Here is a 20,665-nt window from a genome sequence, read left to right as displayed (position 1 = left end):
TATCAAGTCAGAGCTTTCGCACACAGGTCACAGGGTTTATCCTTAGTTTCACCTTAATTGCCCCAGGGCGGCTAAAAACGACCTTGAACGTACAAGTCGAACCACATCGTTTCATCCTCGAACCTTTCGAGGCTCATCGCTTCGCAAATCTCTGCGGGCAACTCGACGAGAATCTGCGTCTCATCGAACAGCGCCTGAACGTTGAGATCCGTAACCGCGGAAATCAGTTCGAGTTGATTGGCGAGCCCAAGCAAACCACCTCAGCCGAAAACCTGTTGCGCCGCCTTTATCGGGAAGCCAAAAGCTCTGAACTGTCGCCCGATATGGTCCACCTGTTCCTGCAGGAATCCGGCGTAGAGGAGCTGGACAACCACCCGGCGGCCGACCCAGGCGTCGCCCTGCGCACCAAAAAAGGCATGATTCGCCCGCGTGGCCTGAATCAGCAACGCTACGTTAAAGAAATTCTTGGCAACGACATCAACTTCGGCATCGGCCCGGCCGGTACCGGCAAGACGTACCTTGCCGTAGCCTGTGCCGTTGACGCGCTTGAACGTGAACAGATCCGACGCATTTTGTTGGTGCGACCGGCCGTTGAGGCGGGTGAAAAGCTCGGTTTCCTGCCCGGTGATCTGGCACAGAAAATCGACCCTTACCTGCGCCCGTTGTATGACGCGCTGTACGAGATGCTGGGCTTCGAATACGTCGCCAAGCTGATCGAAAAGCAGGTTATCGAAGTTGCACCGCTGGCGTACATGCGCGGTCGTACGCTCAATAACAGCTTCATTATTCTCGACGAAAGCCAGAACACCACGGTCGAGCAGATGAAGATGTTCCTGACCCGTATCGGTTTCGGCTCCACCGCGGTGATCACGGGTGACATTACTCAGGTCGACCTGCCAAAAGGCACCAAGTCCGGGCTGACCCATGTCATCGAGGTGCTCAAGGACGTGCAGGGAATCAGTTTCACGCACTTCAAGCCCAAGGATGTGGTGCGTCACCCGCTGGTGCAGCGCATCGTCGAGGCCTATGAGCGCTTCGAAGACCGCAACAGCGATGCGCCCCCAGCTACGAACAATTCCTCCCGGGAATACCGCCGCGATGCTTGAGCTGGACCTGCAAGTGGCAAGTGAAGCAAGCGTCCCCAGCGAAGCCCAGTTCCGCCTTTGGTGCGAAATGGGCTTGCGCCAACGCAGCGCCGATTCCGAGCTGACCATCCGGCTGGTGGATGAAACCGAAGGCCGTGAGCTTAATCACACGTGGCGACACAAAGATTACGCGACTAACGTCTTGTCGTTCCCCGCTGACGTGCCCGACGACATGCTGGATATTCCGCTGCTCGGCGATCTGGTCATCTGTGCCCCGGTTATTGCCCGCGAAGCAACGGAACAAGGCAAAGCGTCAGATGCGCACTGGGCGCACATGGTGATTCACGGCTGTCTGCATCTGTTGGGTTACGACCACATCGATGATGAAGAAGCCGAAGAAATGGAAGCACTGGAACGAACGTTGCTTGAGGAGTTGGGCTATCCCGATCCTTATGCCGATGACGAACACGACGAACCTCCACATTCAGCAATACCACGCAAGGACAACGAGTAAGGGCTATGAGCGAAGATCGATCGAGCAACGGGCAAAAGTCATGGCTGGGTAAGCTCACCCAGGCTTTTGCCCATGAGCCGAAAAACCGCCAGGAGCTGCTTGAGCTGCTGCGCGAAGCCCATCAGAACAAACTGTTGGACAGCGAAGCGCTGGCCATCGTCGAAGGCGCCATTCAGGTCGCAGACCTGCAAGTCCGGGACATCATGGTCCCGCGCTCGCAGATGATCAGCATCAAGGCCAGCCAGACGCCGCGGGAGTTCCTCCCAGCCGTCATCGATGCCGCCCACTCCCGCTATCCAGTCATCGGCGAAAGCCACGATGATGTACTCGGCGTGCTGCTCGCCAAAGACCTGCTTCCGTTGATCCTCAAGGAGGACGGCGGCGAAGGCGATATCAAGAATTTGCTGCGCCCTGCTACCTTCGTCCCGGAATCCAAGCGCCTGAACGTGCTGCTGCGTGAATTCCGTGCCAACCACAATCACATGGCCATCGTTATCGACGAATACGGCGGTGTGGCAGGATTGGTGACCATTGAAGACGTGCTGGAACAGATCGTTGGCGATATCGAAGACGAGCACGATGTCGAGGAAGACAGCTACATCAAACCGCTGCCCAGCGGCGACTTCCTGGTCAAGGCGCTCACGCCCATCGAAAGCTTCAACGAGTTTTTCGACAGCGAGTTCTCAGATGATGAATTCGACACGGTCGGTGGCCTGGTGATGAGTGCTTTCGGGCATCTCCCCAAGCGTAATGAAATCACCGTTATCGGCGCGTACCGCTTCCGGATTCTCAACGCTGACAGCCGTCGTATCCACTTGCTGCGCCTGAGCCCTGTCACACGCTCGTAACGCTCTCTCCGCTTTAAGGAATGTAAATGCGCTGGATCACCCACCCCGGCTGGCCCGGTAACCTGCTGGCCGTGGTGGCTGGCGCGCTTACCACCCTCGCCCTTGCACCCTACGATATCTGGCCGCTGGCGCTGGTTGCGCTCGCCCTGTTTTATCTCGGCCTGCGCAATCTGAGCCCGCGTCAGGCGCTAGGCCGGGGCTGGTGCTTCGGTTTTGGCCTGTTCGGCGCTGGCACCAGCTGGATCTACGTCAGTATCCATAACTTCGGCGGCGCTTCAGTGCTGCTCGCCGGGTTCCTGATGCTGCTGTTCATTGCCTGTATCGCCTGGTTCTTTGCCCTCCCCGCCTGGCTGTGGGCCCGCTGGATTCGCCGCAACGAAGCACCGCTGGCCGACGCACTGGCTTTCGCTGCCTTGTGGTTGGTCCAGGAGGCATTTCGCGGCTGGTTCCTCACTGGTTTCCCTTGGCTTTATTCCGGTTACAGCCAGCTTGACGGCCCATTGGCAGGCCTCGCGCCGCTTGGCGGGATGTGGCTGGTGTCCTTTGCGCTGGCACTGACCGCGGCGCTGCTGTGCAATCTTTCACGGTTGCGGGCACGTAAATCCTTTCTCGCGGTTGGCGTGGTGTTGCTGGTCGCGCCCTGGATTACCGCGCTGGCGTTGAAAAACCATGCCTGGACATCGCCCGCTGGTGCACCACTGAAAGTTGCTGCCATTCAAGGCAACATCGAACAGCACATGAAATGGGACCCAGAGCAGCTTAATGCGCAATTGGCGCTCTATCGCGACATGACCTTCCGCTCGCAGCAGGCGGATCTGATCATCTGGCCGGAAACGGCAGTGCCGGTGCTCAAAAGCTCTGCCGAGGGCTACTTGAAGATGATCGGGCAGTTCGCGACAGAACGCGGTTCGGCGCTGATTACCGGCGTACCGCTACGTGAAACCAATGATCGCGGCAGCTACAGCTATTACAACGCAATCACCGTAGTCGGTGAGGGCCAAGGCACCTACATGAAGCAGAAGCTGGTGCCCTTTGGCGAATACGTTCCTTTGCAGGACCTGTTGCGCGGCCTGATCGCCTTCTTTGACCTGCCGATGTCCGACTTTGCGCGCGGCCCAAGTGATCAGGCGATGCTGCAAGCCAAGGGCTACCAGATCGCGCCCTTCATTTGCTATGAAGTGGTGTATCCGGAGTTCGCGGCCGGGCTTTCCGCGCAAAGCCAATTGCTGCTGACGGTGAGTAACGACACGTGGTTCGGCACCTCCATTGGGCCACTTCAGCACCTGCAAATGGCGCAGATGCGGGCACTGGAAGCCGGTCGCTGGATGATCCGCGCTACCAACAACGGCGTGACGGCATTGATCGACCCGTTCGGCAAGATCACTACCCAGATCCCGCAATTCGAACGCGGTGTGATGTATGGCGAAGTCGTGCCCATGCAGGAATTGACGCCTTACCTGCGCTGGCGCTCATGGCCACTGGCGATTGTCTGTGCGCTGTTGATTGGCTGGGCACTGGTGGCGAGCCGGATTTCCAAGACGGTCTGATTACACCTGTGGATGAGATTTCTGTGGGAGCGGTGCTTGCCCGCGATGCATGAGACGCAGCTTGAAGACATACCGCGTTATCGTTTATCGCGGGCAAGCACCGCTCCCACAAGGAATGCATTCCAAATGGAATTCAGGGATAAACCCACGGATAAACCAGCAAGCCCGCCGCTTCATTAAGCAATTGTCCGCTCTGCCAGATCGCCCGGCTTTCCGGCAGCCAGCCGCCAAAGACGCGGGCGTTGTCGGCACTTAAAAACCCAACGGGTGCGCCAACGACGGTAAATCCGGCTTTTTCAAAGCTCCAGATGGAGCGCGGCATGTGCCAGGCCTGAGTCACGATCACTACCCGCCTGATACCCAAAGGCTGCAACATCGCCGCCGTCATCGTAGCGTTCTCCCAGGTCGTGCGACTCAAACCTTCCTGCCAGCGAACCTGCACGCCGAAGTCGTTTTCCAAAGACTCAGCCATGATGGCCGCCTCACTCGGCGGTTCGCCGTAATGCAGGCCACCTGTCGTCAGGATCGGCAGGCCGGATGCCTTGGACAGCCTGGCCGCATAGCGCATACGTTCAAGGGCCACACCTGTGGGGATATCAGCTCCCCAGCTCGGATCATTACGCTCGCGGCCCGACCCGAGAATTACAATCGCGTCAGCTCGTTGCGCCAGGGTCGCCCATTCGCCAAGTGGCAGAGGCGGAACCGTCTCGATCCCGCGGGCCGCAGTCTCCACAACCACCGGCAAACTCATCAGCCACAGTCCGCCCAGCCCTACCGCAAAACAGCTCGCAGCCAGACGCGGCCGGGCCCGGCGCAGATAAAACGCCACCAGCAACAGCAGGAAGAAAATACCGGGCGGCAGGACAATTGCTTTGATCAAATAGCGGACAGGCATCGGGCATCTCCAGAAGATGCCCGAAGCCTAGAAGGATTGACGCCAAGCAACAATGCTTGTGATGCAGACTTGTAGCCCGCGAAGGTTAACGCCTGAAGAGATTGCTTGAATTGTGACGGTTCAACCTGGCCAATGACATGGCTCGCTTCTTGTCCTTCAGCCAGATTACCTTGGCTGAAGATGACGGCACCGATACCGTCTCAGCGGGCTCCCGTGAAACGATGAAACTCCCTGGCACATCAGGGCTTACGTCACCACCTGCCGCAACGCCAGCGTTATTCAAATAGGCTTCAATCAAATCGAACTCGGCACGACTCAGGCCACGGAGTTCAAGCTCCTCAGGCCACTCGTCACGAAGTCGCACTGCAATATCTGCCGTTTCCAGAGCAAGGCCCAGCCGATTAATCAAACGTTCGTACAGATCATGAGTTGTATCTGTGTGCTGCAGCTCTGTCATCCGCTCACCTCATCGAAGATAAAACATACCCTCGACATTGAGCTTAGCGCCGCTGTCAAAACCGGTGCATTGCTGCGACAAACGGCGGCTGACTGCCGCTGAACTGGCCCTCTCAAGCAAACGGCCATGTAAATCAGGGTTTCCCTCGATAGTCGGCGCTCATGTATGCTACGGCGCTTCCTGTAATTCCACTTCCGCTCGCTCGAGCCCGAAAGCACCGCACAGGCAGTTTCCATTGTCCGGCAGCGGTGCCGACCTGAATCGGCGATGCAACGAAGAGGTCAAGGGTCACCAATCTTTAGTAAAAAGTAGCCATGCACGAACTCTATCAGCCCCGTGAAATCGAAGCCGCCGCCCAAACCTTCTGGGACGAGCAAAAGTCTTTTGAAGTCAGTGAACAGCCAGGCAAGGAAACCTTCTATTGCCTATCGATGTTTCCTTACCCTAGCGGCAAGCTACACATGGGGCACGTGCGCAACTACACCATTGGTGACGTGATCGCTCGCTACCAGCGTATGCAAGGCAAGAATGTCCTGCAGCCAATGGGCTGGGACGCATTCGGCATGCCGGCTGAAAACGCCGCGATGAAAAACAACGTCGCGCCAGCCAAGTGGACCTACGAAAACATCGCCTACATGAAGACCCAGCTGAAAAGCCTCGGTCTGGCGATCGACTGGTCCCGCGAAGTCACCACCTGCAAGCCAGACTACTACCGTTGGGAACAGTGGCTGTTCACGCGCCTGTTCGAAAAAGGCGTGATCTACCGCAAAAACGGCACCGTGAACTGGGACCCGGTCGACCAGACCGTTCTGGCCAACGAACAAGTCATCGATGGCCGCGGCTGGCGTTCGGGCGCGATCATCGAGAAACGCGAAATCCCGATGTACTACTTCAAGATCACCGCTTATGCGGATGAGCTGCTGGAGAGTCTCGACGAGCTGCCGGGCTGGCCCGAGCAGGTCAAAACCATGCAACGCAACTGGATTGGCAAATCCCGTGGCATGGAAGTTCAGTTCCCGTACGACCAGGCTTCCATTGGTGAAGCGGGCGCACTGAAAGTTTTCACCACCCGTCCGGACACCCTGATGGGCGCGACTTATGTCGCCGTTGCCGCCGAACATCCGCTGGCTACCCTGGCCGCGCAGAACGATCCGCAGCTGCAAGCATTCATCAATGAATGCAAAAGCGGCAGCGTAGCCGAAGCCGACGTTGCCACCCAGGAAAAGAAAGGCCTGCCGACCTCATTGTTCGTCGAGCACCCCCTGACCGGCGAAAAGCTGCCAGTCTGTGTCGCCAACTACGTGCTGATGCATTACGGCGACGGCGCTGTAATGGCAGTCCCTGCACACGACGAGCGCGACTTCGAGTTCGCTTCGAAATACGACCTGCCAATCAAGGCCGTAGTCCGTACCAGCGCAGGTGATGAAACCCCTGCTCCGTGGCAAGCGGCCTACGGCGAGCACGGCACGCTGGTCAATTCCGGCGAGTTCGATGGCCTGGATTTCGCCGCCGCATTCGACGCGATGGAAGCAGCACTGACCAAGAAGAGTCTCGGTCAATCCCGCACCCAATTCCGTCTGCGCGACTGGGGCATCAGCCGCCAGCGCTACTGGGGCTGCCCGATCCCGATCGTGCATTGCGACATCTGCGGCGATGTGCCTGTTCCAGAAGATCAACTCCCGGTTGTACTGCCTGAAAACGTCGTACCCGATGGCGCTGGTTCGCCATTGGCGCGCATGCCTGAGTTCTACGAATGCAGTTGCCCGAAATGCGGCGCACCGGCCAAGCGTGAAACCGACACCATGGACACCTTCGTTGAGTCCTCGTGGTATTACGCTCGTTACGCCTCGCCTCACTACGAAGGCGGTCTGGTCGATCCTGCTGCGGCTAACCACTGGCTGCCGGTTGACCAGTACATTGGCGGTATCGAACACGCCATCCTTCACCTTCTGTATGCGCGCTTCTTCCACAAGCTGATGCGCGACGAAGGCCTGGTGACCTCGAACGAACCGTTCAAGAACCTGCTGACTCAGGGCATGGTCATTGCCGAAACCTACTATCGCCTTGAAGCCAACGGCAGCAAGACCTGGTTCAACCCGGCAGACGTAGAGCTCGAGCGCGACAGCAAAGCCAAGATCGTCGGCGCCAAACTGATCAGCGACGGCCTGCCCGTCGAGATCGGTGGCACCGAGAAGATGGCCAAGTCGAAAAACAATGGCGTCGACCCTCAGTCGATGATCGATCAGTACGGCGCAGACACCTGCCGCCTGTTCATGATGTTCGCCTCGCCACCTGACATGAGCCTGGAATGGTCCGACTCCGGCGTTGAAGGCTCGCATCGCTTCCTGCGTCGCGTCTGGCGTCTGGCGCAGAGCCACGTGACTCAGGGTCTGCCTGCAGCGCTGGACATCGGCTCTCTTGATGACGGCCAGAAGGTCATTCGTCGTGCGATCCATCAGGCGATCAAGCAGGCTAGCCAGGATATTGGTCAGCACCAAAAATTCAACACCGCCATTGCCCAGGTGATGACGCTGATGAACGTACTGGAAAAAGCCCCGCAGGCCTCCGCCCAGGATCGTGCCCTGATTCAGGAAGGTCTGGAAACAGTTGCCCTGCTGTTGGCACCGATCACACCGCACATCAGCCACGAGCTATGGAGCAAGTTGGGCCATAGCACGCCTGTCATCGACGCTGGCTGGCCGGTTCTGGATCAAACTGCGTTGGTTCAAGACAGCCTGCTACTGGTTATTCAGGTTAACGGGAAGTTGCGTGGCCAGATCGAAATGCCAGCCAGCGCTACCCGCGAAGAAGTCGAAGCGGCTGCCCGTGCCAACGAGAACGTACTGCGTTTCGTCGATGGCCTGACCATCCGCAAAGTCATCGTAGTGCCCGGCAAACTGGTCAATATCGTCGCAAGCTGATGGGATCGAGCGCCCGACAATGATCGGGCGCTGAACATATTTCCTGGGTTCGCACAGTCGGCCCAAACGGATTCAAGGGGAGCATCAAGATGATCAAACGCAATCTGCTGGTTATGGGCCTCGCCGTACTGTTGAGCGCCTGCGGTTTCCAGCTGCGTGGCACTGGCGCAAACCAGCTGTCCATTAAGGAACTGGACGTCAGCGCACGTGACGCCTACGGCAAAACAGTCGTGCAACTGCGTCAGGTTCTGGAAGGCAGCGGTGTAAAAATCTACACCGGCGCCCCCTACAAGCTGGTGATTCTCAACGAACAGGAAACTCAACGTTCGGCGAGCTCCTCGGGCTCGGGTCGTTCAGCTGAATACACGCTGACCACTACACTCAACTACCAGATAAACGGCACTCAGGACCGGGAGTTGCTGCAACGCAAAGTTCAGATCGAAAAGGTCTATGTGCATGACGGCAACAACCTGATCGGTTCTGACATGCAGTCCGCACAAGTTCGCAATGAGATGCGCAGTGACGTTATCCAGAATCTGATGGCCCAGTTGCAACAACTGACGCCAGCGCAACTGGATGAGCTGCAGGCCAAGGCTGACGCCGTTGCCAAAGCAGAAGCCGATGCACTGGAAGCCGCTCAACGTATTCGCGACGAAACGCCGCAACAGTCGCCGATCGAAATCCCGTCTCGTTAAGATGTCGAGGGCCAGCGTCTTGCTGGCCCTCGATACCTACCTGTTTGAAATGCATTCCCCTGTAGGAGCCAACTTGTTGGCGAGACGCCGGGCCTGCGTAATCAGAACTACCGCCTCGCCAACAAGTTGGCTCCTACAGGGACCGTGTTTACTGCTTGATGGCGCTTTGTCAGGGACACCGAGGAATTTCAGATGAAACTCGCCCCCGCCCAACTTGGCAAACACCTGCAAGGTGCTCTCTCGCCCGTTTACATAGTCAGCGGCGACGATCCACTGCTGTGCCAGGAAGCCGCCGACGCGATTCGAGCTGCGGCCCGACAGCAAGGTTTTGACGAACGCCAGGTCTTCAGCGCCGACTCCAGTTTCGACTGGGGCACGCTGCTGCAGGCCGGCGCAAGCATGTCGCTGTTCGCCGAGCGCCGACTGCTTGAGTTGCGCCTTCCCTCCGGAAAACCTGGAGACAAAGGGGCTGCTGCCTTGATGGAGTACTGCGCCCGCCCCGCCGAAGACACGCTGCTGTTGATCAGCTTGCCAAAGCTTGATGGCAGCGCGCAGAAAACCAAATGGGGTAAAGCGCTGGTCGAAGGGGCGCAGACCCAGTTCGTGCAAATCTGGCCGGTAGATGCCGGGCAATTACCTCAATGGATTCGCCAACGCCTGTCTCAATCCGGTTTGGCAGCCACCCAAGATGCCGTCGAGTTGATCGCGGCGCGAGTGGAAGGCAATTTGCTGGCCGCCGCTCAGGAAATCGAAAAGCTCAAACTGATGGCCGAAGAAGGCCAGATTACTGTCGAGACCGTACAGGCAGCCGTAGCTGACAGCGCGCGTTTCGACGTTTTCGGGCTCACCGATGCCATCCTCAATGGCGAGGCTTCTCACGCCTTGCGCATGCTTGAGGGCCTGCGAGGCGAAGGTGTCGAGCCGCCAGTGATTCTCTGGGCTCTCTCTCGAGAGCTGCGAGTACTGGCAAACCTTGCACTGCAATTCAGTCAGGGCATGCCATTGGACAAAGCGTTCAGTTCCGCCCGTCCGCCCATCTGGGACAAGCGCAAGCCGCTCATGAGCAAAGCACTGCAACGCTATTCCGCCAAACGCTGGGCCGAACTGCTGATGGATGCGCAACGCATTGATGCGCAGATCAAAGGCCAGGCGGTTGGCTCACCCTGGAGCAGCTTGAGCCGGTTGTCGCTGCTCATGGCAGGGCAGCGTCTGGCGTTGCCAGCGGAGTAAATCCGCTCCCACAGGTGAAACGAGTTTCCTGTGGGAATGGATTTGCTGGCAAATAGATAATCCTCCACAGAGATTTGCCAGCGATAGCGCAGATCAATTAGACACTGCCCTGTCTTGGGTCGATCATTCGCGCCGCTTACTTAACAGCCGAGAGAACATCACCATGAAAAAGTCCAAACGGCCCAACAAGGCCAAATCCATCATTGCCCAGCCATTGTTCCGCAGCCGCCAGGAACAACCCGGCAAAGGCAAAGGCAGCTACCGCCGCGAAGCCTTCCAGTCTAAAAGCTGGGAGGCTTCTTACTTTCTGGCTGCCTGAAACATCGCGACTGTTCCCCGAGGTCCTTTCCGGCCTGCAGGCATGATAAGGTCTGCATCTAACGGTAATACCTTGGACCCAAGCATGCCCTCTTGTTTTTTCCGACGTTGGCAAATGCGCCAAATGATCGCTGCCTCCAGCCTTATCCTGTTAGTTGCCTGTGCGGAAAAACCGACAGCAGCCGACGCCACGCCTCTTCCACGCGTTATCACCACGCCGCTGGCCTCACCGGCTCCGGCCATTGCCGTGGATGCCAATCTCGATATTCTGCCCACCATGAGCTTTGCCGACTGGCAGGCTGGTTTCCGCGCGCAGGCACTCAAGGCAGGTATCAGAGCAGACATTTTCGATCGTGCCTTCACAGGCGTGACGCCGGATATGAAGGTGGTGAAGGCTGACCGCAGCCAGCCGGAATTCACTCGGCCAGTGTGGGAATACCTGGACGGTGCGATCTCTGACGCACGCGTTCGTAAAGGGCAAGCGTTGCTCAACCAATATGCTGGCGTCCTGCAAACCATCGAGCAGCGATACGGCGTAGACCGCAATGCGTTGGTTGCTGTGTGGGGCATGGAGAGTAATTTCGGGCAGTTCCAGGGTTCGCAATCGGTGATTCGCTCACTGGCGACGCTTGCTTATGAAGGCCGCCGTCGCAGCTTCGCTCAAGATCAGTTGCTGGCCGCACTGCAAATTCTGCAACAGGGCGACATAGCCCCTGAACAGATGATCGGTTCCTGGGGCGGTGCCATGGGCCAGACGCAGTTCATCCCGACGACGTACAACACCCATGCAGTGGATTTCGACGGTGACGGTCGCCGGGATATCTGGAACAGCGCTCCGGATGCCCTCGCGTCGACTGCGCACTACTTGCAAAGCTCTGGCTGGCAGACCGGTCAGCCTTGGGGCTATGAGGTCAAACTCGCCAGTGGTTTCGACTACGCACTGGCTGACGCCTCGACCCGCAAAAGTCTGGCGGAATGGCAGCAACTGGGCCTGACGCTGCCTAGCGGCAGTGCCCTGCCTGCGACCGCCTTACAGCAACAAGCCGCACTGTTGTTACCCGCTGGCTACAAAGGCCCTGCGTTTCTGGTGATGGATAATTTCCGCGCAATCCTGCGTTACAACAACTCTTCGTCTTACGCATTGGCGATCGGGCTGTTGTCAGGACGATTCCAGGGTGGCGGCCTCGTCGAAGGAAGCTGGCCGCGCGGAGACGTCCCTCTGAGCCGTTCTGAGCGCATGGAGCTGCAAAGCCTGCTCTCGGCCAGCGGCTACGACGCAGGCAACCCGGACGGCATTATCGGCGCCAATACGCGTAAAGCCATTCGCAGCGCTCAGCAGGCGTTGGGCTGGCCAGCAGATGGCTATCCGACGCAAGAATTGTTGCAAAACCTGCGCAAACCATAGAATCAGGTAAATTTGCGCGGACACTCGTGGGAGCGAATTTATTCGCGAAGAGGGCAGTACATTCAACACATTTTCATTGGTTGGAATACCGCTTTCGCGAATGAATTCGCTCCCACGGGAATTGTGTTTGCAGGCAAACATAGAGTCTTTAAGAGTCTGAATACTCGCAAACAAAAAACGGGCCGGATAGTGATATCCAGCCAGTTTTGTTTGTAGCTCAAACGATCAACGCTTAACGCGTCAGACCATCGCCTTGACGGCAATCTTGGCCTGCTCGTCGGCGTGGTACGAAGACCGCACCAGCGGGCCGGACGCCACGTTTTTGAAGCCCATCTTGTAACCTTCCTCGGCGAACCAGGCGAAGGTGTCCGGATGCACGAAGCGCTGCACCGGCAAGTGGCTGCGGGAAGGTTGCAGGTATTGACCCAGAGTCAGCATGTCGATGTCGTGCTCGCGCATGCGCTGCATCACTTCGATGACTTCCTCGTCGGTTTCGCCCAGGCCCAGCATCAAGCCGGATTTGGTCGGCACGTGCGGGACCATTTGCTTGAAGCGTTGCAGCAGGGTCAGCGACCACTGGTAATCCGAACCCGGACGCGCGGCCTTGTAGAGACGCGGTACGGTTTCCAGGTTGTGGTTGAACACATCTGGCGGCTCGGCTGCGGTGATTTCCAGCGCAACGTCCATGCGGCCACGATAGTCCGGAACCAGCGTTTCGAGCTGCACGTTTGGCGACAGCTTGCGGATCTCGCGGATGCAGTCGGCGAAGTGCTGGGCACCGCCGTCACGCAGGTCATCGCGGTCTACCGAGGTGATAACGACGTACTTGAGACGCAGGTCGGCAATGGCAACCGCCAGATTGGTCGGCTCGTTGACGTCGAGCGCCTTCGGACGACCATGGCCCACATCGCAGAACGGGCAGCGACGGGTGCAGATATCACCCATGATCATGAAGGTCGCAGTGCCGCCGGAGAAGCACTCGCCCAGGTTCGGGCAAGAAGCCTCTTCGCAAACGCTGTGCAGTTTGTGCTTGCGCAGCAGTTGCTTGACGCGATCAACCTCAGGGGAAACCGGAATACGAACGCGGATCCAGTCAGGCTTTTTCGGCAGATCGACAGTTGGAATGATCTTCACCGGGATACGCGCAACTTTTTCCGCGCCACGCAGCTTAACGCCAGCCTCAACTTTAGGGCGAGATGCACGCTCGGAAACGTCGACGGTTGGGATCAAGGTTTGCACGGCAGTTTCAGTCGCAGTAGTCATAATCAGTCGATTCCGCCCGTTAGGGTCGTCTGCTCAGCATAGTCGAGGTGTTTGACGAGCTGCGCACGCAGCCGGGCACTTACCTCGGCAAATTCAATCGGGCCTGCATGATCGCACAGCTGGGTCATTGCCAGACCTGCGTATCCACAGGGATTAATCCGTCGAAAGGGCTCAAGGTCCATGTCGACGTTCAGCGCCAGACCATGGAATGAGCAACCGTGGCGAATTCGCAGCCCCAGGGACGCGATCTTCGCTCCATCGACATAAACACCCGGTGCGTCAGCCTTGGCTGCGGCCGTTACACCGTAACTGGCCAGCAAATCGATCAGGCTGTTCTCGATCCGGGTTACCAGATCACGTACACCGAAACCAAGGCGCCTGACATCGAGCATCAGGTAGACCACCAATTGGCCGGGGCCATGATAGGTCACTTGGCCGCCACGATCGACCTGTACCACCGGAATATTACCCGGTAATAGCAAATGTTCGGGTTTGCCGGACTGTCCCTGAGTGAAAACAGGTGCGTGCTGCACCAGCCAGATCTCGTCCTGAGTGTCTTTACCGCGCTGGTCGGTAAAGCGCTGCATCGCATGCCAGACCAGTTCGTAATCGATCTGGCCGAGCTCTCGAACGCCCAGCATTGCGCCCATCAAAGCACCATGTGCACGCGACCCGTAGCGCGCAGTGCGCTATTGATGTCACGCAGTTGGTCTTCGCCGGTTGCAACGATGTGCAACTGGATGGTCGTGTACTTGCCGTTGCTGCTTTGGCGTTCGGCGAGCGTGGATATCTCGATCTTGGCGTATTTGGCCAGAATCTCGATCACGCTGTCTTTGAAACCCACACCTGTGTCACCGATCACTTTGATCGGATAGTCATCGCAGGGGAATTCGATTTTGTGCGACTTGACGTCGGAATCTGTCATGGCAGTAAAGGTCTCACAAGCCGTGAAGACGGAAACGCGCCCACTCAGGGTATGAGTGGGCGCGTCGTGGTCAGCGTTGTACTGTAATCAGTTGAACAAGCCGAAGAAGAACAGGCGAATGCTATCCCACACGCGGCGGAAGATGCCACCTTCCTCAACAGCGTCGAGGGCGATCAGGTTAGCGGTATGGACGACTTTGTCTTCCATTTTCACTTCAACCTTGCCGATCACGTCGCCTTTGGCGATTGGCGCGACCAGCTGCGGGTTCATGGTCATGCTGGCGGTCAGCTTCTTCATCTCGCCTTTTGGCATGGTCATGCTCAGGTCTTCAGCCAGGCCAGCCTTGATTTGGCGCTCGGTGCCTTTCCAGACGGTTGCCTGAGCCAGCTCAGTGCCCTTCTGGTAGAAGTTCTGGGTTTCGAAGAAACGGAAGCCGTAAGTCAGCAACTTCTGGGTTTCAGCCGCACGGGCCTGCTCGCTGCTGGTGCCAAACACCACAGCGATCAAACGCATGCCATCACGAACGGCAGAAGACACCATGCAATAGCCCGCTTCATCGGTGTGCCCGGTTTTCAGACCATCAACGGTCTTGTCGCGCCAGAGCAGCAGGTTGCGGTTAGGTTGCTTGATGTTGTTCCAGAAGAACTCTTTCTGCGAGTAGATCGCATAGTGAGCCGGATCTTCATGAATGATCGCGCGAGCCAGAATCGCCATGTCGTGGGCCGACGAATAGTGCTCCGGGTTCGGCAGACCGGTCGGGTTCATGAAGTGGCTGTTGGTCATACCCAGATCAGCAGCAGTCTTGTTCATCATATCGGCGAATGCGTCTTCGCTACCGGCGATGTGCTCGGAGAGCGCTACGCTGGCGTCGTTGCCGGACTGAATGATGATCCCGTGCAGCAAATCGCTGACGGTGACCTGGCTGCCCACCTTGATGAACATCCGCGAACCGCCGGTACGCCAGGCGTTCTCGCTGACGGTCACCGGATCATTCTCGCCGATCTGCCCACGACGAATTTCCAGCGTCGCGATATAGGCAGTCATCAGTTTGGTCAGGCTGGCAGGCGCCAAACGCTGGTCGCCGTTGTTCTCGACCAGAACGTTACCGCTGCTCGCGTCCATCAGCACATAGGCTTTGGCAGCCAGTTGCGGAGCGGAAGGCGTCATCTGTTCAGCGGCCCAGGCAGCCGGAGTGATGATCAGCGGTACAAGCAGGCACAAGCGTTTTGCAAAGGTGGTGATGTTCATCCGTCTCTCGAAATTGCTAATGGGCAAACATGCCCTCACGGGCAAAGCTTAACGGGCCGATGCAAGCGGTACCGCTCACAACGACCGGCGGTGCCAGGCTCTAATCCTGGCCCATGAACCGCCTGCTTGACAGACAGACTCATGGACAATTGCCTGCGCGGCTTGCTCTGGTGGCAATCGTTCGGCAGACAATTGTAAAACCGATGCGTCCCGAATATCTCTGCGGGACGTAAACAGCTCTTAATCCAGTGTCACGACGCTAGGCTGGCCCAGATTGGCTGACCTTACGCTGTTTTGCATTTGCTGGGCTTCACCCTGAGTGCCGATCGGTCCCATTCGAACTCGATAGAGTGTCTGTTGATTGCGGGCTATCGAGCTCACGAACACCGGAGCCCGAACCATTCCGCTCAATTTCGACCTCAGGAGCTCCGCAGCGTCCGGGTTGGCGAATGCGCCCACCTGGAGATACAGCCCAGAGGCTGGTGCGGAAGCGTTTTTTTTTGCGTCAAACGGCACCGCAGGCGCAGCGTGCTGTTGCGGCGGTGGCGTGTACTGCTCGATGGTCCCAGCGGATGCAATCAATGCCGGAGCTGCAGCTTGCGGAATGGCTTGCGGCTGGTTAGGCAGCAGCGGCGCAGGACGCCCATTCTGAGCCAGCCATACCTGTGGATCGATACCCTCGACCTTCACCCGCGCCGTACCGGTCTCCGCATAGCCGAGCTTCTTGGCGGCCGCGTAGGACAGATCGATGATGCGATCCGAATAGAACGGCCCGCGGTCATTGACCCGCAGGATCACCGTGCGGTTGTTGTCCAGATTCGTCACTTTGACATAGCTGGGCAGCGGCAACGTCTTGTGCGCCGCGCTCATGCCATACAGATCATAAACTTCGCCGTTGGCGGTGTTCTGACCGTGGAACTTGGTCCCGTACCAGGACGCAGTGCCCGACGCGACATAGTTCCGGGAATCCTGGATAGGAAAATAGGTTTTGCCCAGTACGGTGTAGGGGTTGGCCTTGTACGGCCCGGTGTGCAGGCTCGGCGTAGCGTCAGGGATTCGCGAGATATCCACATCCCACCAAGGCGCGCCATCTTTATGCGCACGGTTGATGTCCAGGCCCGGTGGCGAAGAAATACCGGCGGTGCCCTTCTGCACAGGACGACTTGGAGACGAACAGCTGACCACCAGCAATGACAGCGAAGCCAACGCCATCAACTTCAACGATGTAACCATCGGCAATGCCCGCATTACTTGACGCCCCGAGCTTGAACCAACAATTCAGACAGCTGATGAACACTCATGGCGTACATCACACTGCGGTTATAGCGAGTAATTGCATAAAAATTCTTCAAACCCATCCAGTATTCAGGTCCGTTTTCGCCTTCCAGCTTGAATGCGGTCACTGGCAAGTCGTCGCGCAGCGCATCATGACTCGACCACCCTAAGGCTCGCAACTCCCCGACGGTCTTTACCGGATCAATGCCCGGTGTGAGCCCTTCATCGACACGCTCACCGCGCACGCTCGCCAGGCTGACAACCGGCTCGCCAGCTACCCAGCCATGCTGCTTGAAGTAACTGGCCACGCTGCCAATCGCGTCATCCGGATCGGTCCAGATATTAATGTGTCCGTCGCCGTCGAAATCCACGGCATAGGCGCGGAAGCTACTTGGCATGAACTGCGGCAGCCCCATCGCGCCGGCATATGAGCCTTTGAGCGTCAGCGGATCAACCTGCTCTTCCCGGGCCAGCAACAGGAACTCACGCAGCTCCTTGCGGAAGAAGTCAGCACGCGGCGGATAGTCGAAGCCCAGTGTAGACAGCGCGTCGATCACTCGATAGTTGCCGGTATTACGCCCGAAAAATGTTTCGACACCGATGATCGATACGATGACCTGAGCCGGAACGCCATACTCCTGTTCCGCGCGTGTGAGCGCAGCTTCGTGCTGACGCCAGAAGTCCACACCTCGCGCAATTCGCGCGTCAGTAATGAACATCGGGCGGTAGTCTTTCCATTGCTTGACCCGCTCGGCCGGGCGGGAAATCGCGTCAAGAATCGCCTGTTTGCGTTCTACTTCGCGAAATACTTCGATCAGTTGTTCGCCAGCGAAACCATAGTCCCGAGTCATCTGGCCGACAAATTCGGCGACTTGTGGCGAACCTTCGTAATCGCCAGCGAATGCTTCCTGAACAGATCCAAGGATGCCAACCAGGCCGACCACCGGAGCATATCGAGCCCAGCTACGCACTACTTGCATTGAATTCTTCACCTTAATCAAACCTGAGCGATCCATTTACGGTGTGTATGGATCGACATCAAAACTCCAAAGGCTGACAGCAGCGTCACGAGCGAAGTTCCTCCATAGCTAATGAAGGGTAACGGCACGCCCACTACCGGCAACAGGCCACTGACCATACCGATGTTGACGAAAACGTAAACAAAAAATGTCATTGTCAGCGCACCCGCCAGCAATTTGCCGAACAATGTCTGGGCCTGAGCGGTAATCACAAGCCCACGCCCGATGAGCAGCATGTAGATCAGCAACAGCGCACAAATCCCCACCAACCCGAATTCTTCGCCCAGTACAGCGATGATGAAGTCGGTGTGGCTTTCCGGCAGGAAGTCCAGGTGTGACTGAGTACCGAGTAGCCAGCCTTTGCCGAATACGCCGCCGGATCCGATGGCCGCTTTTGACTGAATGATGTTCCAGCCAGTACCCAGCGGATCACTTTCAGGGTCAAGAAAGGTCAGCACCCGCTGCTTCTGGTAGTCGTGCATGATGAAAAACCACATGGCGACGGATACCGGCACCGCAGCGGCGATCACGCTGATAATCCAGCGCCAGCGCAGACCGGCCATGAACATCACGAACGCACCCGAGGCGAGAATCAGCAGCGAAGTACCGAGGTCTGGCTGGCGAACGATCAAGGCAAACGGAACGCCGATCAGCGCCAGACTCACCCCAACATGCTTGAGCTGCGGCGGCAGGGTTCGCTTGGACAGGTACCAGGCGATGGTCGCCGGCATGATGATCTTGAGGAACTCGGACGGCTGAAAGCGGATGACTCCTGGGATATTGATCCAGCGCGTGGCCCCCATGGCGTTGTGGCCCATGACATCCACCACCACCAGTAATAACACGCCGATCACATACAGCACGGGGACCCAGCGAGCCATGAAGCGCGGCTCCAGCTGGGCAATGATCACCATTGCCACCAGGCCGATACCGAACGAACTCGCCTGCTTGATCAGCAGGTCCCAGTTCTTACCGCTGGCCGAATACAGGACGAACAGGCTGCCCGCCGCCAATGTCAGCAAAAGCACCAGCAAAGGACCATCGATATGAATGCGCTGCAAGAAGGTCGCACGGCGACGCATCACGTCTTCGCTGGACAAAATGCGGTCGAAATTACTCTTCACTGGCACTGGCCGCGGCCTCCACGGCTTGAGCGCCGCCATATTCAGGTTTGAGTGTTCCGTCAGGTTTGAGCAGCCAGGCATCCATGACCTGACGAACCACAGGGGCGGCAACACCTGAGCCGGACTCGCCGTTTTCGACCATGACCGAAACCACAATCTTTGGATCATTGGCCGGAGCAAAGCCTACGAAGAGAGCGTGGTCGAGGTGACGTTCCTGAACCTTGGAGCGGTCGTACTTCTCGCCCTGCTTGATTGCCACCACCTGCGCGGTGCCGCTTTTGCCAGCGATCAGGTATTGAGCACCAATGGCGGCTTTACGCGCTGTACCCCGGGCGCCGTGCATAACCTGCTGCATGCCGTGGTTGACCTTGTCCCAGTCAGAGGGGTTACGCAACACGATATTGGGCATCGGATTTTCATCAACAGGCTTCTCACCCTCGATGCTCTTGGCCAGATGTGGCCGGTTCCACACGCCTCTGTTGGCGACCAGAGCGGTGGCCTGGGCCAGCTGCAACGGCGTGGCCTGCATGTAGCCCTGGCCGATCCCGAGAATCAGTGTTTCCCCCGGGAACCAGGCCTGACGACGGGTCGCACGCTTCCAGTCGCGGGATGGCATCAGGCCGGGAGACTCTTCAAACATATCCAGCGACACTTTTTGCCCAATGCCGAACTTGTTCATGTACGCGGAAAGCCGGTCAATGCCCAGCTTATGGGCCAGATCGTAGAAATAGGTATCGTTGGAACGCATGATCGCGGTATCCAGATCCACATAGCCATCGCCGGTGCGGTTCCAGTTACGGTATTTGTGATCGTAATTGGGCAATTGGTAATAGCCCGGGTCGAACACCCGACTTGACGCTGTCACCACACCCGAATCCAGCCCGGCAATCGCCACGGCAGGCTTGATGGTCGAACCGGGCGGGTATAAGCCTCGCAGAATTCGGTTAAACAGCGGCCGATCGATGGAATCGCGCAACTCGGCATAAGCCTTGAAGCTGATGCCGGTCACAAACGGGTTGGGGTCGAAGCTCGGCGCGCTGACCATCGCCAGTACCTCGCCGTTTCTCGGGTCCATGGCCACAACGGCACCACGACGCCCTGCAAGGGCGGCTTCGGCGGCTTCCTGAAGTTTGATGTCCAGGCTGAGGACGATGTCCTTGCCGGGCACCGGATCAGTCCGCTTGAGCACTCGCAAGACACGACCACGAGCGTTGGTTTCGACTTCCTCGTAACCCACTTGACCGTGCAACTGATCTTCGTAGAAACGCTCGATCCCGGTTTTGCCAATGTGGTGAGTACCGCTGTAGTTGACCGGATCGAGGTTTTTCAGCTCTTTCTCGTTGATCCGCCCCATGTAACCCACAGAGTGTGCAAAGTGCGGCCCCTGAGGGTAATGCCGAACGAGCTGCGCCACGACTTCCACGCCAGGCAACCTGAACTGGTTGACCGCCACACGGGCGATCTGCTCTTCAGTCAGCTCGAAAAGGATAGGCACCGGCTCAAATGGCCGCCGCCCCTGCTTCATGCGCTTTTCAAAGATCAGCCGGTCGTCCGGTGTCAGTTCCAGCACCTCGACGATGGTGTCCAGCACCTGCGCCCAGTCGCCAGAACGCTCGCGGGTCATGCTCAAACTGAAACTGGGCCGGTTGTCAGCGATCACCACACCATTGCGGTCGAAGATCAACCCACGACTCGGTGGAATCGGCTGCACATGGACCCGATTGTTTTCCGACAGGGTCGAGTGATAGTCGTACTGGATGACCTGCAGGAAATACAGCCGGGCAATCAACACACACACCAACACCACCACGGCCACAGCCCCGACCACGACGCGACCACGCACAAGGCGTGCGTCTTTCTCGTGGTCTTTTAGGCGAATCGGCTGAGACATGAGGG

The 20,665-nt window shown here is 57.8% G+C and carries 19 protein-coding genes; 9 read left to right on the top strand and 10 right to left on the bottom strand.

The features are described from left to right. Positions 1 to 83 precede the first annotated feature (83 nt). From AO242_RS07600 to lnt, 4 genes are read left to right on the top strand one after another with little or no spacing between them, the layout of a single operon-like run. The gene (locus AO242_RS07600) at positions 84 to 1,106 is read left to right on the top strand and encodes a PhoH family protein (protein WP_099268227.1); all 1,023 of its coding nucleotides are present in this window, start codon (positions 84 to 86) and stop codon (positions 1,104 to 1,106) included. Next, positions 1,099 to 1,599, top strand: coding sequence for an rRNA maturation RNase YbeY (gene ybeY / locus AO242_RS07595; protein WP_099268226.1), 501 nt, complete (start codon positions 1,099 to 1,101; stop codon positions 1,597 to 1,599). Before AO242_RS07600 ends, ybeY begins: the two co-directional genes overlap by 8 nt. A gap of 5 nt (positions 1,600 to 1,604) precedes the next feature. Next, positions 1,605 to 2,447 carry an HlyC/CorC family transporter gene (locus tag AO242_RS07590; RefSeq protein ID WP_027902332.1) on the top strand — a complete coding sequence of 281 codons (843 nt, stop codon included), beginning with the start codon at positions 1,605 to 1,607 and terminating at the stop codon, positions 2,445 to 2,447. A gap of 26 nt (positions 2,448 to 2,473) precedes the next feature. Then, on the top strand, positions 2,474 to 3,994 hold the full coding sequence (lnt, locus tag AO242_RS07585; RefSeq protein WP_099268225.1) for an apolipoprotein N-acyltransferase: 1,521 nt from the start codon (positions 2,474 to 2,476) through the stop codon (positions 3,992 to 3,994). Positions 3,995 to 4,127: 133 nt separating this feature from the next. On the opposite strand, the gene AO242_RS07580 is transcribed toward lnt, so the two are convergent. Together AO242_RS07580 and AO242_RS07575 are read right to left on the bottom strand one after the other, a co-directional pair. Beyond that, entirely contained in the window at positions 4,128 to 4,889 is a 762-nt protein-coding gene (locus AO242_RS07580; protein ID WP_099268224.1) for a YdcF family protein, read from the bottom strand. 85 nt (positions 4,890 to 4,974) lie between these two features. After that, positions 4,975 to 5,346, bottom strand: coding sequence for a hypothetical protein (locus tag AO242_RS07575; protein WP_099268223.1), 372 nt, complete (start codon positions 5,344 to 5,346; stop codon positions 4,975 to 4,977). Positions 5,347 to 5,660: 314 nt separating this feature from the next. On the opposite strand from AO242_RS07575, the gene leuS reads away from it, so the two are divergent. From leuS to AO242_RS07550, 5 genes are all read left to right on the top strand, one after another. After that, positions 5,661 to 8,267 (top strand): leucine--tRNA ligase, encoded by a 2,607-nt coding sequence (leuS, locus tag AO242_RS07570; protein ID WP_099268222.1) that lies wholly within the window; start codon positions 5,661 to 5,663, stop codon positions 8,265 to 8,267. 89 nt (positions 8,268 to 8,356) lie between these two features. Next, a complete protein-coding gene (locus AO242_RS07565) occupies positions 8,357 to 8,962 on the top strand; it encodes an LPS-assembly lipoprotein LptE (protein ID WP_027902327.1) in 606 nt (201 codons plus the stop codon). 192 nt (positions 8,963 to 9,154) lie between these two features. Further along, positions 9,155 to 10,192, top strand: coding sequence for a DNA polymerase III subunit delta (holA, locus tag AO242_RS07560; protein ID WP_027902326.1), 1,038 nt, complete (start codon positions 9,155 to 9,157; stop codon positions 10,190 to 10,192). Between the two features lie 163 nt (positions 10,193 to 10,355). Then, positions 10,356 to 10,511 carry an alternative ribosome rescue factor ArfA gene (arfA, locus tag AO242_RS07555; RefSeq protein ID WP_027902325.1) on the top strand — a complete coding sequence of 52 codons (156 nt, stop codon included), beginning with the start codon at positions 10,356 to 10,358 and terminating at the stop codon, positions 10,509 to 10,511. Between the two features lie 84 nt (positions 10,512 to 10,595). Continuing rightward, the gene (locus AO242_RS07550) at positions 10,596 to 11,915 is read left to right on the top strand and encodes a lytic murein transglycosylase (RefSeq protein WP_027902324.1); all 1,320 of its coding nucleotides are present in this window, start codon (positions 10,596 to 10,598) and stop codon (positions 11,913 to 11,915) included. Between the two features lie 240 nt (positions 11,916 to 12,155). On the opposite strand, the gene lipA is transcribed toward AO242_RS07550, so the two are convergent. The 8 genes from lipA to mrdA all read right to left on the bottom strand — a co-directional run bounded on the left by lipA (position 12,156) and on the right by mrdA (position 20,660). Beyond that, the gene (lipA, locus tag AO242_RS07545) at positions 12,156 to 13,178 is read right to left on the bottom strand and encodes a lipoyl synthase (RefSeq protein WP_099268221.1); all 1,023 of its coding nucleotides are present in this window, start codon (positions 13,176 to 13,178) and stop codon (positions 12,156 to 12,158) included. A 2-nt stretch (positions 13,179 to 13,180) separates the two neighbouring features. After that, positions 13,181 to 13,828, bottom strand: a complete 648-nt coding sequence (gene lipB, locus AO242_RS07540; RefSeq protein ID WP_099268220.1) for a lipoyl(octanoyl) transferase LipB — start codon at positions 13,826 to 13,828, stop codon at positions 13,181 to 13,183. Beyond that, positions 13,828 to 14,103, bottom strand: coding sequence for a DUF493 domain-containing protein (locus tag AO242_RS07535; RefSeq protein WP_027902321.1), 276 nt, complete (start codon positions 14,101 to 14,103; stop codon positions 13,828 to 13,830). Before AO242_RS07535 ends, lipB begins: the two co-directional genes overlap by 1 nt. 87 nt (positions 14,104 to 14,190) lie before the next feature. Continuing rightward, entirely contained in the window at positions 14,191 to 15,351 is a 1,161-nt protein-coding gene (locus AO242_RS07530) for a D-alanyl-D-alanine carboxypeptidase family protein (RefSeq protein ID WP_027902320.1), read from the bottom strand. Positions 15,352 to 15,591: 240 nt separating this feature from the next. Then, a complete protein-coding gene (locus AO242_RS07525) occupies positions 15,592 to 16,599 on the bottom strand; it encodes a septal ring lytic transglycosylase RlpA family protein (RefSeq protein WP_027902319.1) in 1,008 nt (335 codons plus the stop codon). After that, positions 16,599 to 17,606, bottom strand: coding sequence for a lytic murein transglycosylase B (gene mltB, locus AO242_RS07520; RefSeq protein ID WP_099268219.1), 1,008 nt, complete (start codon positions 17,604 to 17,606; stop codon positions 16,599 to 16,601). The genes AO242_RS07525 and mltB overlap by 1 nt, the downstream gene beginning before the upstream one ends. A 17-nt stretch (positions 17,607 to 17,623) precedes the next feature. Then, a complete protein-coding gene (gene rodA, locus AO242_RS07515) occupies positions 17,624 to 18,727 on the bottom strand; it encodes a rod shape-determining protein RodA (RefSeq protein WP_049827151.1) in 1,104 nt (367 codons plus the stop codon). A gap of 31 nt (positions 18,728 to 18,758) precedes the next feature. Continuing rightward, the gene (gene mrdA / locus AO242_RS07510; protein WP_027902316.1) at positions 18,759 to 20,660 is read right to left on the bottom strand and encodes a penicillin-binding protein 2; all 1,902 of its coding nucleotides are present in this window, start codon (positions 20,658 to 20,660) and stop codon (positions 18,759 to 18,761) included. Positions 20,661 to 20,665 lie beyond the last annotated feature (5 nt).

This window comes from Pseudomonas sp. ICMP 561 (assembly GCF_002699985.1).
Lineage (GTDB): Bacteria > Pseudomonadota > Gammaproteobacteria > Pseudomonadales > Pseudomonadaceae > Aquipseudomonas > Aquipseudomonas quasicaspiana.
This window is presented reverse-complemented; position numbering and strand designations above follow the sequence as displayed.